At 75.8% G+C, this 17,481-nt stretch carries 15 protein-coding genes; 8 read left to right on the forward strand and 7 right to left on the reverse strand.

What is annotated here, in order from left to right; genetic code table 11:
• Positions 1-74: 74 nt before the first annotated feature.
• From CO540_RS04270 to CO540_RS04285, 4 genes are all read left to right on the forward strand, one after another.
• Positions 75-2,408, forward strand: a complete 2,334-nt coding sequence (locus tag CO540_RS04270) for a TIM-barrel domain-containing protein (RefSeq protein ID WP_099160991.1) — start codon at positions 75-77, stop codon at positions 2,406-2,408.
• Between the two features lie 78 nt (positions 2,409-2,486).
• Positions 2,487-3,704 carry an ROK family transcriptional regulator gene (locus CO540_RS04275; protein ID WP_099160992.1) on the forward strand — a complete coding sequence of 406 codons (1,218 nt, stop codon included), beginning with the start codon at positions 2,487-2,489 and terminating at the stop codon, positions 3,702-3,704.
• Positions 3,705-3,937: 233 nt separating this feature from the next.
• Positions 3,938-6,358 (forward strand): glycoside hydrolase family 3 C-terminal domain-containing protein, encoded by a 2,421-nt coding sequence (locus CO540_RS04280; RefSeq protein ID WP_099160993.1) that lies wholly within the window; start codon positions 3,938-3,940, stop codon positions 6,356-6,358.
• Positions 6,355-7,380 carry a LacI family DNA-binding transcriptional regulator gene (locus CO540_RS04285; protein WP_099160994.1) on the forward strand — a complete coding sequence of 342 codons (1,026 nt, stop codon included), beginning with the start codon at positions 6,355-6,357 and terminating at the stop codon, positions 7,378-7,380. Before CO540_RS04280 ends, CO540_RS04285 begins: the two co-directional genes overlap by 4 nt.
• Positions 7,381-7,387: 7 nt before the next feature.
• Here the strand turns inward: CO540_RS04285 and CO540_RS04290 are convergent, their stop codons facing one another.
• From CO540_RS04290 to CO540_RS04305, 4 genes are read right to left on the reverse strand one after another with little or no spacing between them, the layout of a single operon-like run.
• Entirely contained in the window at positions 7,388-7,897 is a 510-nt protein-coding gene (locus CO540_RS04290) for an NUDIX domain-containing protein (RefSeq protein ID WP_099164586.1), read from the reverse strand.
• Positions 7,898-7,907: 10 nt separating this feature from the next.
• Entirely contained in the window at positions 7,908-8,732 is an 825-nt protein-coding gene (locus CO540_RS04295; RefSeq protein ID WP_099160995.1) for an SDR family oxidoreductase, read from the reverse strand.
• Positions 8,729-10,039 carry an NAD(P)/FAD-dependent oxidoreductase gene (locus CO540_RS04300; protein ID WP_099160996.1) on the reverse strand — a complete coding sequence of 437 codons (1,311 nt, stop codon included), beginning with the start codon at positions 10,037-10,039 and terminating at the stop codon, positions 8,729-8,731. Before CO540_RS04300 ends, CO540_RS04295 begins: the two co-directional genes overlap by 4 nt.
• Before the next feature lie 55 nt (positions 10,040-10,094).
• Positions 10,095-10,739, reverse strand: a complete 645-nt coding sequence (locus CO540_RS04305) for a TetR/AcrR family transcriptional regulator (protein WP_099164587.1) — start codon at positions 10,737-10,739, stop codon at positions 10,095-10,097.
• Between the two features lie 76 nt (positions 10,740-10,815).
• Here CO540_RS04305 and CO540_RS04310 point away from each other — a divergent pair, with 76 nt between their 5' ends.
• From CO540_RS04310 to CO540_RS04320, 3 genes are read left to right on the forward strand one after another with little or no spacing between them, the layout of a single operon-like run.
• Positions 10,816-12,168 (forward strand): MFS transporter, encoded by a 1,353-nt coding sequence (locus CO540_RS04310; RefSeq protein WP_099160997.1) that lies wholly within the window; start codon positions 10,816-10,818, stop codon positions 12,166-12,168.
• Between the two features lie 12 nt (positions 12,169-12,180).
• Complete coding sequence (locus CO540_RS04315) at positions 12,181-13,320, forward strand: hypothetical protein (protein ID WP_099160998.1); 1,140 nt, start codon at positions 12,181-12,183, stop codon at positions 13,318-13,320.
• Positions 13,321-13,379: 59 nt separating this feature from the next.
• Positions 13,380-13,970: a pyridoxamine 5'-phosphate oxidase family protein gene (locus CO540_RS04320; RefSeq protein ID WP_091574472.1), complete on the forward strand. Its 591-nt coding sequence runs from the start codon at positions 13,380-13,382 to the stop codon at positions 13,968-13,970.
• Between the two features lie 7 nt (positions 13,971-13,977).
• Here CO540_RS04320 and CO540_RS04325 read toward each other — a convergent pair whose 3' ends face one another.
• Positions 13,978-15,459 carry a peptide MFS transporter gene (locus CO540_RS04325; RefSeq protein ID WP_099164588.1) on the reverse strand — a complete coding sequence of 494 codons (1,482 nt, stop codon included), beginning with the start codon at positions 15,457-15,459 and terminating at the stop codon, positions 13,978-13,980.
• A 224-nt stretch (positions 15,460-15,683) separates the two neighbouring features.
• Here CO540_RS04325 and CO540_RS04330 point away from each other — a divergent pair, with 224 nt between their 5' ends.
• A complete protein-coding gene (locus CO540_RS04330) occupies positions 15,684-16,025 on the forward strand; it encodes an RNA polymerase-binding protein RbpA (protein WP_046564157.1) in 342 nt (113 codons plus the stop codon).
• A 71-nt stretch (positions 16,026-16,096) separates the two neighbouring features.
• Here the strand turns inward: CO540_RS04330 and CO540_RS04335 are convergent, their stop codons facing one another.
• Together CO540_RS04335 and CO540_RS04340 are read right to left on the reverse strand one after the other, a co-directional pair.
• Positions 16,097-16,612, reverse strand: coding sequence for an FxsA family protein (locus CO540_RS04335; RefSeq protein WP_099160999.1), 516 nt, complete (start codon positions 16,610-16,612; stop codon positions 16,097-16,099).
• A 55-nt stretch (positions 16,613-16,667) separates the two neighbouring features.
• A complete protein-coding gene (locus CO540_RS04340) occupies positions 16,668-17,459 on the reverse strand; it encodes a polyprenol monophosphomannose synthase (protein WP_099161000.1) in 792 nt (263 codons plus the stop codon).
• Between the last annotated feature and the right edge of the window lie 22 nt (positions 17,460-17,481).

Here is a 17,481-nt window from a genome sequence, read left to right on the forward strand (position 1 = left end):
GGGGACTCATTGACAGTTAGTTGTGGTTCCAAAGAAACTGGCGGAACCGCCCGTGTCGCCGCGAGGAGACGCCCATGCCGTACCGCCCGCCCCTGGTCCCGTTCGAGACGTTCGTGGCCGACCCGCCCGACCTGCCGGTGCGCGCCCCCGGTGAGGAGGGTGCCGACGACGTGCTGCGGGCCGAGGTGGCCACCACCGACGCGCACGGGGTCACGCTCGCCGCCACCTGCGCCTCCGGCCGCACCGTGGTCGCCCGGGTGGAGGCCGCCGGCCACGGCATCCTGCGGGTACGCCTCGCCGACGACCTCGCCGTGCGCAGCCGCTCGGCGCGGGCGCTGCCCCTGGTCCGGCCCGCCCCGCACCCGGCCGTGGTCAGCGTCGACGACGCGTACGCGCGCGTGGACGCCGGCGCGGTGGTCGCCGAGGTACGCCTCGACCAGTGGGGGCTGCGGTTCCTCACCCCGGACGGCCGGCTGCTGCTGGCCGCCGACACCGGCACCCGGGACATCAGCGGCCGGCGACGCACCCTTCCACTCGGGCGCTCGACCGTGGACGGTGAGCCGGCCGCCTGGCACGAGAGCTTCGTCGCCCCCGGCGACGAGCGGTTCGTCGGCTTCGGGGAGAAGTTCACCCCGCTGGACAAGCGCGGGCAGCGACCGCTGATGTGGAACTTCGACGCCTTCGGCGGCGAGTCCGACCGGTCGCACAAGAACGTGCCGTTCTACCTCTCCGACCGCGGCTACGGGGTGCTCGTCGACAGCGGCCTGCCGGTGCAGTTCGACGTCTGCGCCAGCACCCACAGCAGCGTGCAGGTGCTCGTCCCGGACGACCTGCTCGACTACTACGTGCTGGCCGGCCCCACCCCGGCGCAGGTGCTCGACCGGCTGGACGCGCTGACCGGCCGGCCCTACCTACCGCCGCGCTGGGCGTTCGGGGCCTGGATCTCCTCCGGCTTCTTCCCGGACAGCCAGCAGCGGGTGCTGGAGCGGGCCCGGCTGATCCGCGAGCGCGACATCCCCTGCGACGTGCTGCACCTGGACTGCTACTGGCAGGTCGCCGGGCGCTGGTCGGAGCTGCGCTGGGACGAGCGGGCCTTCCCCGACCCGGCCGCGATGCTCAAGGACCTGGCCGAGCAGGGGTTCCGGGTGTGCCTGTGGATGAACCCCTACCTGATGACCGACAGCCCGCTCTACGCCGACGCCGAGGCCGCCGGCTACTTCCTGCGCCGCCCGGACGGCGCCACGTACGTCGCCGACACCTGGCACGGCAGCTATCCGGTCTGCGCCATCGTGGACCTCACCAACCCGGCGGCGGTGCGCTGGTTCCAGGGCCTGCTGCGCCCCCTGCTCGCGCAGGGCGTCGCGGTGTTCAAGACCGACTTCGCCGAGGCGGTGCCCGCCGACGCCGTGGCGCACAACGGCATGACCGGCGTCGAGCTGCACAACGTGTACGCGCTGCTGTTCAACGACGCGGTCGCCGACGTCACCGAGGAGGTGGCCGGGCACCGCACGGTCTGGGCGCGCTCGTCGTACCTGGGCGGGCAGCGGCACAGCGCCCAGTGGAGCGGCGACGTCAACGCCACCTGGCCGGGAATGGCCAGCACGCTGCGCGGCGGGCTCTCCCACGGCCTGTCCGGGGTGCCGTTCTGGAGCCATGACACCGGCGGCTTCCACGGCACCCCCGCTGCGGACCTGTACGTGCGCTGGACCCAGTTCGGCGCGCTCTCGCCACTGGTCCGCCTGCACGGCACCACCAGCCGGCTGCCCTGGGACTTCCCGCCCGAGGCGGAACGGCACGCGGTGGCCGCGCTGCGGCTGCGGTACCGGCTGCTGCCGTACCTCTGGTCGGCGGCCGTGGACGCGGCCCGCACCGGCGCGCCGATGCTGCGCGCGCTGCTCGTCGACACCCCGGACGACCCCACCGCCTGGACCACCGACCTGCAGTACCGTCTCGGCCGCGACCTGCTGGTCGCGCCGGTGCTCGACCCGTCCGGGGAACGCGCCGTCTACCTGCCGGCCGGCGACGACTGGCTGGACGCGACCACCGGGGAGGGCCACAGCGGCGGCCGACACCTGCGGGTACGCGTGCCGATCGACCGCCTTCCGCTGTACGTGCGACGCGGGGCGCTGATCCCGGTGACCCCGGCCGCCCCCACCGTCGCCGAGGGGCCGTTCCGCGACGTCACGCTCGTGGCCTGGGGCGGCGCCGACGCCGTCACGGTGGTACGCGACGAGGCCGGCGACACCACGGTCACCGCCAGCCGCGACGGCGACACGTTGCACGTGCGGGTGGACGGTCCGCTGGACGTGCGCGGGGTCTCGGTGGTCGGGGCGGGCCCGCCGCGCCGGATCGTGCTCGACGGCGAGACCGTGCCGGCGACCGCGTTCGAGCCGTGGTTCGGGGGCTGACTCCGGCGGTCCGGACCGTCGCCGATTTAGTTTAAGCTGTAGCCGAAACCGGGGCCGGGCGCAGGAGGCGGGCAGTTCGTGATCAGCATCGACCGGCCGTCACGGACGGCCGACCTGGGCGACGTACGGGTGGCCAACCGGGCCGCGGTGCTGCGGCACGTCCGGCTGCACGCCCCCTGCTCCCGGGCCGACGTCGCCGCCCGCACCGGGCTGAACAAGGCCACCGTCTCCAGCCTGGTCGGCGAGCTGATCGAGCACGGCCTGCTGCGCGAGACCGGGCTGACCGAGAACCGGGTGGGCCGCCCGGCGACCATGCTCGTGCTCGACGGCTCCCGCTACGTCGGGCTCGGCCTGCGCATCGGCGCCGACGAACTGGTCGTGGTCGCCGTCGACCTGGCCGGCGAACGGGTCCTCACCTGGCGACGGGCGTTCGCCACCGCCACCGCCGGCCCGGACGAGACCGTGGCGGCGCTCGCCGCGCTGGCCCGGCGGGCGATCAACCGGGTCACCGGCGCGGGCCGCACCGTGCTGGGGCTCACCGTGGGCGTGCCCGGCCCGGTGGACGGCGACGGCGTGGTGCCGGCGGCGCCGGCACTGGGCTGGCGCAATGTGCCGCTCGCCGCCGCGCTGCGTCGCGCCCTGCGCGACCCGGGTTTCCCGATCGGCGTCGACACCGACGCCAACCTCGCCGTCTCGGCCGAGCTGCGACACGGCCCGTACGCCGGCACGGCCGACCTGGTGCACCTCACCGGCGGGCCGACCGTCGGCGCCGGGGTGGTCAGCGGCGGGCGGCTGCTGCGTGGCGGCCGGGGCTTCGCCGGCGAGATCGGCCACCTGCCGGTGCTGCCGGACGGGCCGGCGTGCGGGTGCGGTCGTCGGGGTTGTCTCGCCGCGCTCGTCGGCGTGGACGCCGTGGTGCGCCGCCTGCTGCCGGACGCCACGCAGGACGGTCCGATCACCGACCACCTGCCGGAGATCGAGCGGATCCAGGTGCTCGCCCGCGCCGGGGACGACCCGGTGCGGACCGGGCTCACCGAGGTCGGCCGGCAGCTCGGGCGGGCGGTCTGCGTCCTGGTCGACCTGCTCGACCCGGAGGTCGTCGTGCTGGGTGGGCACCTGGCCGCGCTCGCGCCGTGGCTGCTGCCGGCCGTCCGCGCCGAACTCGCCGACCGCACCCTGGCGCCGCCGCCGGTGGTCCGGGTCGAGGCCAGCACGCTGGGCTCGGAGGCCAGCGCCCTCGGCGGTGCCACCGCCGCACTGGCCACCGTGGAGGCCGGGCAGCTGCCCGCCGCCTGACCCCTTGACCGCGCCCGCGCGGGGTGCCAACCTCGGGTAACGCCGTCACCGCGACCGGGCAACCCGGTGCCGGCGTGTTTTTCGGCGGTCGTCGAAGCGCTTCACCACTGCTCCGGGCCGACGCCGCCGCCCGACCACCACCCCCTTTCCGCGTGCGCGCCGCCGTCTCCCGGCCCGGTCGTCGAAGCGCTTCGACGACCGGGGTGCCGCACGCTTCCCCGGAGGCGCCCGCCATGACCGATCCCGTCGCACCCCGTCCCGACGACCTGCTGGCCCGGCTCACCCTGCCGGAGAAGCTCGGCCTGCTGCACCAGTGGCAGGCGCCGGTCCCCCGGCTCGGCCTACCGGCGTTCCGCACCGGCACCGAGGCGCTGCACGGGGTGGCCTGGCTCGGCGAGGCCACCGTCTTCCCGCAGGCGATCGGACTGGCGACCAGCTGGAACCCGGACCTGATCCGGGCGGTCGGCGCCGCCGTCGGCGACGAGGTCCGGGCCAAACACCAGGCGGACCCGGGTCGGGTCGGGCTCAACGTGTGGGCGCCGGTGGTCAACCCGCTGCGCGACCCCCGGTGGGGCCGCAACGAGGAGGGCTGGTCCGAGGACCCGTGGTTGACCGGCCGCCTGGCCACCGCCTACGCCCATGGGCTGCGCGGCGACCACCCCACCCGGCTGCGGACCGCGCCGACACTCAAGCACTTCCTCGGCTACAACAACGAGACCGACCGGGCGGTCACCTCCAGCGACCTGCCGCCGCGCGTGCTGCACGAGTACGAGCTGCCGGCGTTCCGCGCCCCGCTGGCCGCCGGGGCGGCGGTGGCCGTGATGGCGTCGTACAACCTGGTCGACGGCGTGCCGGCGCACCTGAGCCCGCTCATCGACGGGGAGTTGCGCGGCTGGGCCGACGACGAGGTGCTGGTGGTCGGCGACGCGGGCGCGGTCGGCAACATCGCCGGCGTGCAGGCGTACCTGCCCGACCACGTCACCGGGTTCGCCGCCGCGCTGCGCGCCGGGATCGACAGCTTCACCGAGGACGACGACGACCCCGGCCCCACGGTGGCCCGGTTCACCGAGGCCCTGGCGCGCGGGCTCGTCACCGAGTCCGACGTGGACCGCGCGGTCCGGCGGATCCTGTCGGTGCGCACGCGCCTGGGCGACCTGGACCCGCCCGGCCACGACCCGTACGCCGGGGTGCCGGCCGACGTGGTGAACTGCCCCGCGCACCGGGAACTCGCCCGGGAGGCCGCCCGCCAGTCGGTCGTGCTGCTGCGCAACGACGGTCTGCTGCCGCTGGCGCCGGACACCCGGGTCGCGGTGCTCGGCCCGCTCGCCGACACCGTGCTCACCGACTGGTACAGCGGCACGCCGCCGTACGCGGTGAGCGCGTACCGGGGGCTGCTCGGCCGGCTGCCCGACGTGCGCACCCACTGCGGCGCGGACCGGATCACGTTGCGCGTCGGCGACCGGGCCGTGCGGTGCGTCGACGGCGCACCGCTGGTCCTCGGCGACGGCGCACCGACGGAGTTCGACGTGGTCGACTGGGGGCAGGGCGTGGTGGCGCTGCGCGTGGCCCACCACGGCCGGTACGTCGGCGCCCAGGACTCCGGCACGCTGGTCGACGACCGTCCGGGCCCGGGCGGCTGGGTGGTCCGGGAGACGTTCCGCCTGCACCACCGGCCCGACGGCAGCGCGCTGCTGCACCACCTGGCCACCGGCCGGCACGTCGGCGTCGACCCGGAGGGCCGCCTGCGCGTCGACACCGGCGACCCGGCCGGGTTCACCGTCGACCTGGTCGTCGACGGCGCCGCCGAGGCCGCCGCGCTGGCCGCCGCTGCCGACGTGGCGCTGGTGGTGCTCGGCAACCATCCGATGGTCAACGGGCGGGAGACCGAGGACCGGGCCGATCTGGCGTTGCCGTCCGGCCAGCAGGACCTGCTGCGCGCCGTGCGGGCGGCGAACCCGCGTACCGTGCTGGTGCTGACCAGCAGCTACCCGTACGCGGTGGGCGGGGCGCGGGAGCAACCGCCGGCGGTGCTGTGGAGCGCCCACGGTGGACAGGAACACGGCAACGGGCTGGCCGACGTACTGCTCGGCGCCGCCGACCCGGGCGGCCGGCTCACCCAGACCTGGTACGCCGACACCGCCGAGCTGCCCGACCTGCTCGACTACGACGTCATCGGCGCCGACGCCACCTACCTCTACCACCGGGGTGAGCCGCTGTACCCGTTCGGGCACGGGCTCAGCTATGCCGCGTTCGACTACGCTGACCTCCGGCTGAGCACCGCCACGGCGCACGCCGGCGAGGAGGTGGAGGTGAGCGTCGAGGTCACCAACACGGGCCGCCACCCGGGCACCGAGGTGGTGCAGCTCTACACCCGGCAGCGTCGTTCCCGGGTCAAGCAGCCGCTGCGGCAGCTGCGCGACTTCGCCCGGGTCACCCTCGACCCGGGGTGCGCGGCCCGGGTGACGCTGCGGCTGCGTACCGCCGATCTGGCCTGGTGGGACGAGACCGGCGCCGCGACGGTGGTGGAGGACGCCGTCCACTCGGTGCTGGTCGGCCGGTCCGCCCGGGACGTGCGGCTGGTCGGCACGGTCGCCGTCACCGGCGGCGACACCGCGCCGGTGACCGCGGACGGGCGGTCGGGGGCCGCCCGGTGACCGGCCGGGCCGCCGGTGACCAGGTCACCATCGCCGACGTGGCCCGCCACGCCGGGGTCGCCGCCAGCACCGTGTCGTACGTGCTCAGCGGCAAGCGCGCCATCTCGGCGACCACCCGGGGGCGGGTGCTGGCCAGTGTCCGCGCGCTGGGCTACCACCCCAACGCCGGGGCGCGGGCGTTGGCCAGCCGCCGGGCCAACGTGATCGCGCTGGTGCTGCCGCTGCGCACCGGGATGCAGGTGCCGGTGGTGATGCGCTTCGCCACCGCGGTGGTCACCACCGCCCGCCGCCACGACCACGACGTGCTGCTGGTCACCGCCGACGAGGGGCCGGCCGGGCTGCACCGGATCGCCGGCAGCGCGCTGGTCGACGGTGTGCTGCTGATGGACGTGGAGCTGGAGGATTCCCGGGTGCCGCTGCTGCGGGAGCTGGCGCTGCCCGGCGTGCTGATCGGCCACCCGACCGACAGCAGCGGGCTGGCCTGCGTGGACCTGGACTTCCGGCGGGCCGGGGAGTTGTGCGTGGAGCACCTGGCCGGCGCGGGGCACCGGCGGATCGCGTTGCTCGGCGCGCCGGCCGCCGTCTACGCGCGGGGCACCGGCTTCGCCCACCGCACCCGGGCCGGCGTGCTGGCCGCCGCGGACCGGCTCGGCGTCGACGCGGTGGCCCGGCCCTGCGAGGAGGGGCCCGCGGCGGTGCGGCGGGACCTGGAGGCGCTGCTGGCCGACCACCCCGACGTCACCGGGCTGGTGGTGCAGAACGAGTCGGCCGTCGGGCCGGTGCTGTCGGCGTTGCCGCTGCTGGGCCGCCGGGTGCCGCGGGACGTCTCGGTGGTCGCGGTGTGCCCCGACGAGCTGGCCGAGCAGTCCGGGCTGACCGGCGTGCCGGTGCCCGCCGAGGAGGTCGGCCGGCAGGCGGTGACGCTGCTGATGCGGCGGCTGCGCGACGAGCCGGTGCCGGAGGTGACCCTGCTGGAACCGCGGCTGACCGTGCGCGACACCAGCGGCCGGTCCGGTCGGTGAGGACCGGTCAGAGGCTGTCCGGGCGGCGCAGCGCCGGGTGGTGCTCGCCCGGGGCCGCGTACCAGGGTGGGGCGTCGTCGGCGAGCGCGGTGCCGATCCGCAGCCGCGACCAGTCGTCCAGGTCGGGCAGCGCGTCCGGGGCGAACCAGGCCACCGCCAGGGACTCGTCACCGTCGGCGGTGGCGGTCCCGCCCACGGCCCGGCAGCGGAACCAGACGTTGAGGTATTCGCAGGCGTCGCCGTTGGGATAGACCACCGGGTGGGTGGCCACGCCGGCCAGCCGCTCGATCGCCACCTCGACGCCGGTCTCCTCGCGCACCTCGCGCACCAGCGCGTCGGCGGGCTGCTCGCCCGGGTCCACGGTGCCGGCGGGCACCGACCAGCGGCCGTTGTCCCCTCGGCGGGCCAGCAGCACCCGCCCCGCGTCGTCGGTCACCACACCGCTGACCCCGTAGAGCATGAGCAGGTCGTGGCCGACGTGCCGGCGCAGCCGGGCGATGTAGGGCGACACGGGCATGGCGAGCAGGCTACCCGCGCGCCTGGCGGTGCCGCCGCACCATCCCGGCGGCCAGCGCCGCGCCGTCCAGGTCACCGGCGGCGACGCGCCCGGCGACGGTCCGCCGCACCAGCCGGTCGGCCAGCGCCGGCGCGTGCCGGGCCAGCGCCAGCTCGACCCGGCCGCGTCGGGTGGTGGCCACGTCGCGGGGCGCGCGCCGGGCAGCGGCGGCGCGCAGGATCGCCGCGACCACTCCCTCGACCGGCTCGGGCCGGGACACCCCGCTCAGCGACAGCCCGGCCGCGACGGTGCTGTCGTGGATCGGGGAGGCGACCATGCTGGGGTAGACGACGCTGACCCCGACGTGCGTGCCGACCTCGTGGCGCAGCGCGTCGGCGTACGCGACCAGGGCCCGCTTGCTCACCCCGTACGCGGCCGCGAGGGGCAGCGGCAGCACCGCCATCCGGCTGGCCACGAAGATCACCCGGCCGCGGGCGGCCTCCAGCGCCGGCATCGCCGCGGCCGTGGTCCGCCAGGCGGCGAGCAGGTTCACCTCCAACTGCCGGCGCACCACCTCGTCCGGGGCCAGCTCGGCGGGGGCGGGACCGCCGACGCCGGCGTTGTTGACCAGCAGGTCCAGCCCGCCGAGCCGGTCGACGGCGGCGGCCACCGCGGCCGGCGTCGCCGCCGCGTCGGTCAGGTCGACCCCGAGCACCGGCGGCGTCGCGTCGGCGTCGGCGTGCAGGTCCAGGCCGACCACGTGCGCGCCGGCGTCGGTCAGCGCGGCGCCCAAGCGCCGGCCGAACGTGCCGTGCGCGCCGGTGACCAGCACCCGCCGCCCGGCGAGCGCGCTCACCGCGTCGCTCCGGCCCGCCGGCGCCCGGCGGCCAGTTCCCGGCGCAGCTCGGCCAGGTACGCGTCGAAGTCCACCCGCATTTGCGGCCGGCGCTGTCCCCAGCGGGCGGTGGCGGCGCGCAGCTCGGCGCGGCAGGCGGCGGCCTGGCGGTCCGGCTCCGGCGGCGCCCAGGTGCCGGCCAGCCGGGCGGCGACGAGCCGGGCCTGCGCCTCGACCAGTGGGAACGCCGCGCCGGTGGACTGCATGAGCCCGACGAACGCCAGGCCGGGGGCGTCCAGGTGGAACACGTGCCGGTACAGCGGCAGTCGGTCGGCGCCGTCGCCGAGCAGCGCCGGGTCGAGGAACGGCACCTCCACCCGGTAGCCGGTGCACCAGAGCACCAGGTCCACCTCGTCGACCCGGCCGTCGGTGAACTCGACCCGGTCGCCGGCGAAGCGGGCGATGCCGGGACGGGCCTGCACGTCGCCGTGGGTGAGCCGGGACAGCAGCGTGTCGGAGAGCGTCGGGTGGTCCTGGAGGAAGCCGTGCTCCGGGGCGGGCAGCCCGTAGCGGGCGGGCGGGCCGACGGTGGCGCTGAGCATGCTCTGGCTGATCCGCTGGCGCAGCCGCCAGGGCAGCCGGCGGGCCAGCGCCCCGTTGAGCGTGTCCGACGGGCGGCCGAGCAGATACTTGGGCACCACCCAGACGCCCCGGCGCAGCGACAGCAACGTCCGGGTGGCGGCGTACGAGGCGTCGACGGCGATGTCCATGGCGGAGTTGCCGCCGCCGACCACCAGGACCCGCCGGCCGGCGAGCTGCTCGGGTCCCCGGTAGTCGTGGCTGTGCATCTGCTGCGCGGCGCACTCGCCGGGATAGGGCGCGGGCCGGTTCGGCACCCGGTTGTGCCCGTTGGCGACCACGACCGCCTCGACGTCGACGGTCACCGGGCCGTCCGGGCCGGTGGCGTGCACCCGCCAGCCGTCGCCGGCGGCGGTGACCCGGTCGACGGTGTGCCGCAGCCGCACCGCGTCGCGCAGGCCGAACCGGTCGGCGTAGTCGCCGAGGTAGCCGGCGACGCGGGTGTGGTCGGGGTAGTCGGGCCAGTCGCCGGGCATCGGGTGGTCGGCGAACTCGGTGCGCCCCCGGCTGGTGTTCAGGTGCAGCGTCCGGTACGCCGGCGAGCCGGGCGCGCCGTAGACCCACAGGCCGCCGAGGGTGTCCGCGGTCTCGAACGCGACCGCCGGCACGCCGGCGTCGCCGAGCGCCTTGAGCGTGGCCAGTCCGGCCGCTCCGGCGCCGACGACCGCGACCCGGGGTGGTGCCGACATGCCCGCCTCCTTTTATCCAACGACTGCTGGATAATCCCCGGTGGGCGGGACGCCGTCAAGGGGTGGCCGGCGGGTAGAGCCCGTCGAGGAGGCGGTGCACGAACGCCCGGAACTCACGCCGCTCGCGCGCCGCGGAGCCGGAGCGCGCGGCGAGCGCCACCACGTGCCCGTGCACCGCCCAGACCAGGCTGCGCACGGTCACGTGCGGTGCCGGCTCGACCAGCGCCCCGGCCCTCGCCGCGGCGGCGAGCAGGCGCTCGACCTGCGCGTACAGCGGCGCGGAGTAACGCCGGTCCAGCTCCGCGTGCCGCTGCGGCTCCAGCCAGCGGCGCAGCCACAGCGCGGTGGTCTCCGGCCGGTCCTCCAGGAAGTCGACGAACACGTCGACCAGTTCGTGCAGCGCCCGCAGCGCCTGGTCCGGGCCGGCGGTCAGGGCCTCGGCCGCGCGCTGCCCGGCCGCCTCCAGGACCTCGCGCTCGGCGCTGAACACCCGGGCGAAGCAGGCGTCGTAGAGCTGTGCCTTGGTGCCGGTGTGGTGGGCCACCGTGGCCACGTCGACGCCGGCCGCGGCGGCCACGTCCCGGACGCTGACCGCGTCGAACCCGCGCTCGGCGAACAACGCGGTCGCGGCGGCGAGCACGAGGTCGTGGGTCGGTCGCTGGTCGTCGCGGCGGGGCCGGCCCGGTCGCCGGCGGGGCATGGTCATCCGGCCATTGTTCCCCCTACAATCCAGCATCCGTTGGATTGGGGCGGCGCGCCCCGGGACAGGAGACGGCATGACCGGGCTGGACCAGCGGCGCGACGACGCCGTCGCCCTGCCACGCGGACCGCTGGTCGGGTTCGCCGCCGGCTCGCTCGGCATGGGTGTCTGGGTGACCGTGCCCGGGCTGCTGCTGCTCTACTTCCTCACCGACGTCCTCGCGGTCGCACCGTGGCTGGCCGGGCTGACCCTGCTGCTGCCGAAGATCGCCGACGTGCTGCTGCACCCGTGGATCGGGCACCGCTGCGACGTCGAGCAGGCCCGCCGGGGTCACCGCCGACGGCTGCTGCTGGCCGGCTGCGCGTTGCCGGTGGCGTTCGCCGCGCTGTTCGCCGTGCCCGGCGACCTCACCGGCGCGGCCGCCGCCGGCTGGGTGGCGGTGTTCTTCGTGGCCGGCAACCTGCTGTTCGCCGCCTACCAGGTGCCCTACCTGGCCACCCCGGCCGACCTGCGGATCGGCTACCACGAGCGGACCCGGCTGATGGCGTTCCGGATGGTGGTGCTCACCCTCGGCATCCTGGTCTCCGGGCTGCTGGCGCCGCTGCTGAGCGGCGGCGACGACGCCACCCGCGCCGGTTACCTGCGGATGGCCGTGGTGCTGGCGGCCGGGATGCTCGCCGCGATGGCGGTCGGCGTGGTCGGGATCGACCGGCTGCGTCGTACCGCCGCCGCCCCGGCGGCCCCGCACGGCGCCGGCGGGTGGCGGACGCTGGCGGCCAGCCTGCGGGACCGGCAGTTCCGCGCCCTGGTCGGCGCCTACCTGGCCATGTCGACCACCACCCACCTGGTCCTGGCCGGGGTGCCCTACTACGCCGAGTACGAGCTGGGCCGCCCCGGGCTCACCACGGTGCTCGTCGCCGCGTTCGTCGCGCCGGCGCTGCTGGTCACTCCCGCCTGGCTGGCGCTGGCCCGCCGGGTCGGCAAGCAACGCGCGCTGCTCGCCGGGCAGGCCACGTTCGCCGCCGGGTCGCTGGTGCTGGCGGTCGGGCGGCCCGCCGGGCTGCCGGTGCTGGTCGCCGCCGTGGCCGTGCTCGGGGTGGCGTTCGCCGGCATGCAGCTGCTGCCGTTCTCCATGCTGCCCGACGTGATCCGCGCCGCCGGCGCCGAGCGGGCCGGCACGTACACCGGGGTGTGGACCGCGACCGAGGCCACCGGCGCGGCGCTGGGCCCCTACGCGTACGCGTTGTGCCTGGCCGCCGGCGGGTTCGTCGCGTCGTCGGCCGGGCAGACGGTGACCCAGTCCCCGGCGGCGCTGGACGCGCTGCGCTGGGGCTTCGGTCTGCTGCCCGCCGCGGTGATGGTGGTCGCGGTGCTGGTGCAACGCCGCTACACCCTCGACGGCGCGGCCCGCGCCGGGACCGGCCACTAGACTTCGCCCCCGATGGACGTCGAGCCCGCCACCGAGACCCGCCCCTGCGCCCACTGTGGGCGGGAGGTGCCGCAGCGCGTCGGCGCGGGCCGCCCGTTCCGCTACTGCCGGGACAACGACGGCGCCTGCCAGCGCGCCGCCCGCAACTCGCGGATGCGCCACCGCAACTCCCCCGGCCTGCCCGGGCAGGTGGCACGCACCTGGGAGGCGGTGGACCGGCTCGACCAGATCGTGGAGACGCTCAGCGAGGCGTTGCACGCCGAGCTGTCCCCGGCCGGGGTGGAGCGGCAGCTCGCCGAACTGCGCGCGCAGACGGCCGCCCAGGTCGCCGCCGCGCACGCCGAACGCGACGAGGCCCGCCGCGACGCCGAGGACGCCGCCGCGGCGGCCACCCGCGACCGGCAGGACGCGCGCGCCGCGCACGCCGAACGCGACGCCGCCCGGGACCGGGCCGACCGCGCCGAGTCGGCCGCCACCGTCGCCGCCGAGCGGGTCGCCGACGCCGAGGCCGCCCGGGACACCGCGCGCGCCGAGACGGGCGCCGCCCAGGCGCTGCGGGTGCAGGCCGAGCGGGACCGCGACGCCGCCCGCCACGAGCTGCGCACCGTGCGGGCCGAACGCGACGGCGAGCGGCACCGGGCCGCCGAGCTGACCGCCGAACGGGACGCCGCCCGCGCCGACGCGGAGCGGGCCATCCGCTCGGCCGCCGAGGCCCTCGACCGGGCCGAGCGGTCCCGCGCCGACGCGCAGGCCGCCGCCGCCCGGGCCGTCGACGCCGAGCAGGCGGCCCGGGCCGCCGCGCAACGGGCCGACGCCGAGGCCGCCGCCGCGCGGCAGGCTCTCGTCGCGCGGGACCGCGCCGACGCGGCCCGGGCCGAGGCCGAGGCGACGCTGGAGCGACTGCGCGCCGAGGTGGCCGCCGCGGTGGAGCAGGCCGCCGCCCGTACCGCCGAACGGGACGGGCTGGCGGCGGAGCTGGCCGACGCGCGGCGGGCCGCGAGCGCCGCCGAGGCCCGGGCGGGTGACCTGGCCGCCCGCACGGCCGCGGCCGAGGCCGAGCGGGACGCCGCGCAGCGGCGCGCCGGGCAGCTCGCCGACCAGGTCAGCGACCTGGCCACGGCCCTGGCCCGGCTCGGCACGCGCACCGGCTGACCGGCCACGGGCTGGGACGGGACAGCGCCGCACCCCGCTGCCCGGGGAGGATCGGGGGCATGGGAAAGACGTACGAGCGCATCGACGGCCGGCTGCGGGACTTCATCGAGGCGCAGCCGATGTTCTTCGTGGCCACCGCCCCGCTGTCCGGCGACGGCACCGTCAACCTCTCCCCCAAGGGCCTGCGCGGTTGCCTGGCGGTGCTCGACGAGCACACCGTGGCCTACCTCGACTTCGCCGGCAGCAACGCCGAGACCATCGCCCACCTGCGGGAGAACGGCCGGGTGACGCTGATGTGGTGCGCGTTCGCCGGTCCGCCGACCATCGTGCGGGTGCACGGGCGCGGCGAGCCGGTGTTCCGCGACGACCCGCGCTGGCCCGACCTGCTGCGGCACTTCCCGGACATCGACCCGAGCCCGCACGGGCTGCGGGCGGTGATCGTGGTGCGGGCCGAGCTGATCCGCGACACGTGCGGCTACACGGTGCCGTTGATGAGCTACGACACCGACCGGGACCTGCACGGGCGGCGGTTCGCCCGGGAGGACGACGCGTCGCTGAGCGCCTACTTCGCCGGCAAGGAGCACGTGGCGACCAGCATCGACGGGCTGCCCGGCCTGCCGCTGCCGTTGCCGCCCGTGCCGGCGGGGTGAGCGGCGGTCAGTGGATGCCGGCCATCAGGCCCCGGATCTGGCGGGTGAACATCACCGCGGCCAGGCCCAGCACCACCGAGGCCAGGCCGAAGGTCAGGAAGTAGGTCGCCTGCGACCAGCTGTCGGCCAGCCGGGCCACCTGGCCGCCGATGGCGTCGCCGACGGCGGTGGCGAGGAACCACAGGCCCAGCATCTGGCTGGCGTACTTGACCGGGGCCAGCTTCGTGGTGGCCGACAGGCCCACCGGGCTCAGCGACAGCTCACCGGCGACCTGGATCGCGTACACGGCGACCAGCCACCACGGCGAGACCAGGTCGCCGCCGACGGCGGCCTGGGCGGCGGCGGCCATCAGCACGAACGACAGGCCGTTGAGCACCAGGCCGACGGCGAACTTCGTCGGCGTGGACACCCGGTGGCCGAGCTTGAGCCACAGCCACGCGGCCAGCGGCGCGCCGATGATGATGAGGATCGGGTTGACCGACTGCAACCAGGACGCCGGGAAGGTGAAGCCGCCGACGTTCCGGTCGGTCCGGTCGGCGGCGAAGATGTTCAGCACCGACCCGGCCTGGTCGTAGATCAGCCAGAACGACGCGGCGAAGATGAACAGCCAGACGTAGGCCTTCATCCGGCTGCGTTCGGTGTCGCTGATCTCCCGGTCGGTGAGGATCCGCGCGAAGTAGGCGACGGTCACCAGCACGGTGACCACGGTGAGCAGGTTGACCACCGTGTCGACGGTGAACCAGCCGGTCAGCAGCAGCGCGAGCAGGACCACCAGCACCACGGCGGTGGCCACGCCGACGCGGGTCAGCGCCCGCCGCCGGTCGGCCCCGAGCAGCGGGTCGGCCGGCCGGGCACCGGCGTCGCCGAGGTTGCGCCGTCCGGCCACGTACTGGATCACGCCGAAGGTCATGCCGATGGCGGCGGCGCCGAACCCGAGATGCCAGTTGATCTTCTCGCCGAGGAAGCCGGTGATCAGCGGGGCGATGAACGCGCCCAGGTTGATGCCCATGTAGAAGATGGAGAACCCGGCGTCGCGGCGGGGTGAGTCCCGCTCGTAGAGGTCGCCGACCATGGTGGAGATGTTCGGCTTGAGCAGGCCGGTGCCGAGCACGATCAGCGTCATGCCGGCGAACACGCTCCACCCGGTGGGGATCGCCATCACGTAGTGGCCGGCGGCGATGACCACGCCGCCCCACAGCACGCTGCGTCGCGCGCCGATGAGCCGGTCGGCGACCCAGCCGCCGGGCAGCGCCATCAGGTAGACCATCGCGTTGTAGGTGCCGTAGACGGCGTTGGCGCTGGACTCGCCGATGCCGAGCCCACCGTCGGCGACCGCGGCGGTCAGGTAGAGCACCAGGATGGCGCGCATGCCGTAGAAGCTGAACCGCTCCCACATCTCGGTGAGGAAGAGGGTGGACAGCGCCCGTGGGTGACCGAAGAAGGTCTTCCCGGCGGGCGGTCGTGCGCCGACCGGCGCGTCACTGGTCATCGTCACCTCCGGCACGCATGCGGGTGGGTAACATCCCCGTTGACAGGCGAAACACTCCACCGATTCGGCCCGGCCGGGGACGACCCCGCCGGGCAGCTGTCATGGCCGGTTACCCTTGATGCTTCCGACCCGCGTACGGCCCTGCCGGCGTGGGTGGGGAATGGGCGGGCGGTGACCGGCCGTTACACCTGAAGACCAGCACCACGGACGAGGGGAAGTCGATCATGGGCGAGCGTATGCTGCGCGGTAGCCGGCTGGGCGCGGTCAGCTACGAATCCGACCGCAACACGGAGCTCGCGCCGCGTCAGACCCGCGAGTACCTGTGCGCCAAGGGCCACCAGTTCGAGGTGCCGTTCGCCGTCGACGCCGAGGTCCCGACGACCTGGGAGTGCAAGTTCGACGGCAGCGTCGCCCGCCTGGTCGACGGCAGCGAGCCGGAGCAGAAGAAGGCCAAGCCGCCGCGCACCCACTGGGACATGCTGCTGGAGCGCCGCTCGATCGCCGAGCTGGAGGACATCCTCGCCGAGCGGCTCCAGGAGGTCCGCACCCGCCGCGGTCGCGCCTGAGCACCCGTAGACGACCGAAACGCCCCCGGGAATCACTCCCGGGGGCGTTTCGTCACGTCTGGGGTGTTGCGTCAGCGGTCAACGATCTCACCCTCGATGGCCCGGCCGGGCTCGGCCACCGGCGGCTGCTGCGGCGAGGCCGTGGGGGTCGGCTGCGACTGCCCCTGGTAGACCCGCACCCGGCGCGGCCCGAACAGGTCACCGGCGACCATCGACGACACCCGCCGCTCGGTGGCCCGGCGCACCCCACCGCCGGCCAGTCGACGCAGCGGCGGCACCAGCAGCAACAGCCCCACCGCGCCGCTGACCAGACCCGGCAGCGCCAGCAGCAGCGCACCCAGCAGGCCCACCAGCCCGTCGGTGACCTGCGGCCCCGGCGGCTGGCCGGCCTGCGCGGCGGCCCGGAACCCCCGCCACGCCCGCATGCCCTCCCGGCGCAGCAGCACCAGACCCAGCAGCGAGGCCGCGAACACCAGCAGCAGCGCCGCGCCGAACCCGACGGCCCGGCCCACCAGGACGAAAACGGCCAGCTCCAGCAGCGTCAGCAGCAGCAGGGCCGGTGGTAGGTATCTCAGTCCTCGGCGCATCTCACCTCATCCGCCCGGTGTGTCGTCACGCCCCTCCAGCATGACACGCCCGCGCTCACGGCCACCGGGCCAACGCCGCCGGCCGGCCCCGCACCGCCGACCGCCGGTCCCGCACCCCCCACCGGGTGACCCGCCACAACGCCTCCGCCACGATCAGCGGGCTCATCTTGCTGTCGCCGTGCTCCCGCTCGGCGAACGTGATCGGCACCTCGACGATGCGCACCCCGGCGCGGTGCGCCAGCCGGGACAGCTCCACCTGGAACGCGTACCCCTGGGAACGCACCGAGTCCAGGTCGATCGCGTCCAGCGCGCTCGTCCGGTACACCCGGTAGCCGCCGGTGGCGTCGCTGACCGGCATACCCAGCGCCACCCGCGCGTACAGGTTCCCGACGCGCGACAGCAGCAGCCGCCGCCACGGCCAGTTCAGCACCCGCGCGCCCCGCGTCCACCGGGAGCCGATCACCACGTCGGCGTCGCGGGCCGCCGCCAGCAGCGCCGGCAGGTCCTCCGGGGCGTGCGAGCCGTCGGCGTCCATCTCCACCACCGCGTCGTAGCCACGCCGCCGCGCCCACGCGAAACCGGCCAGATACGCCGCGCCGAGACCTTCCTTGCCCGGACGGTGCAACACGTGCACGCGGGGGTCGTTCCCGGCGATCGTGTCGGCGATCGCGCCGGTGCCGTCGGGGCTGTTGTCGTCGGCGACGAGCACGTCCACCGCGGGTGCCGCCACGCGGACCCGGTCGACGATGCGGCGCACGTTGTCGGCCTCGTTGTAGGTGGGGATGACCACCAGGACCCGCCCCACCCCGGGATGGCCGACCGTCCGCCTGTCGGCTGCCACGCCCACCGTCGCACCGCCTCCCGCTCGT

The sequence above is a fragment of the Micromonospora sp. WMMA2032 genome, from assembly GCF_002688545.1.
GTDB classification, from domain to species: Bacteria; Actinomycetota; Actinomycetes; order Mycobacteriales; family Micromonosporaceae; genus Micromonospora; species Micromonospora sediminicola.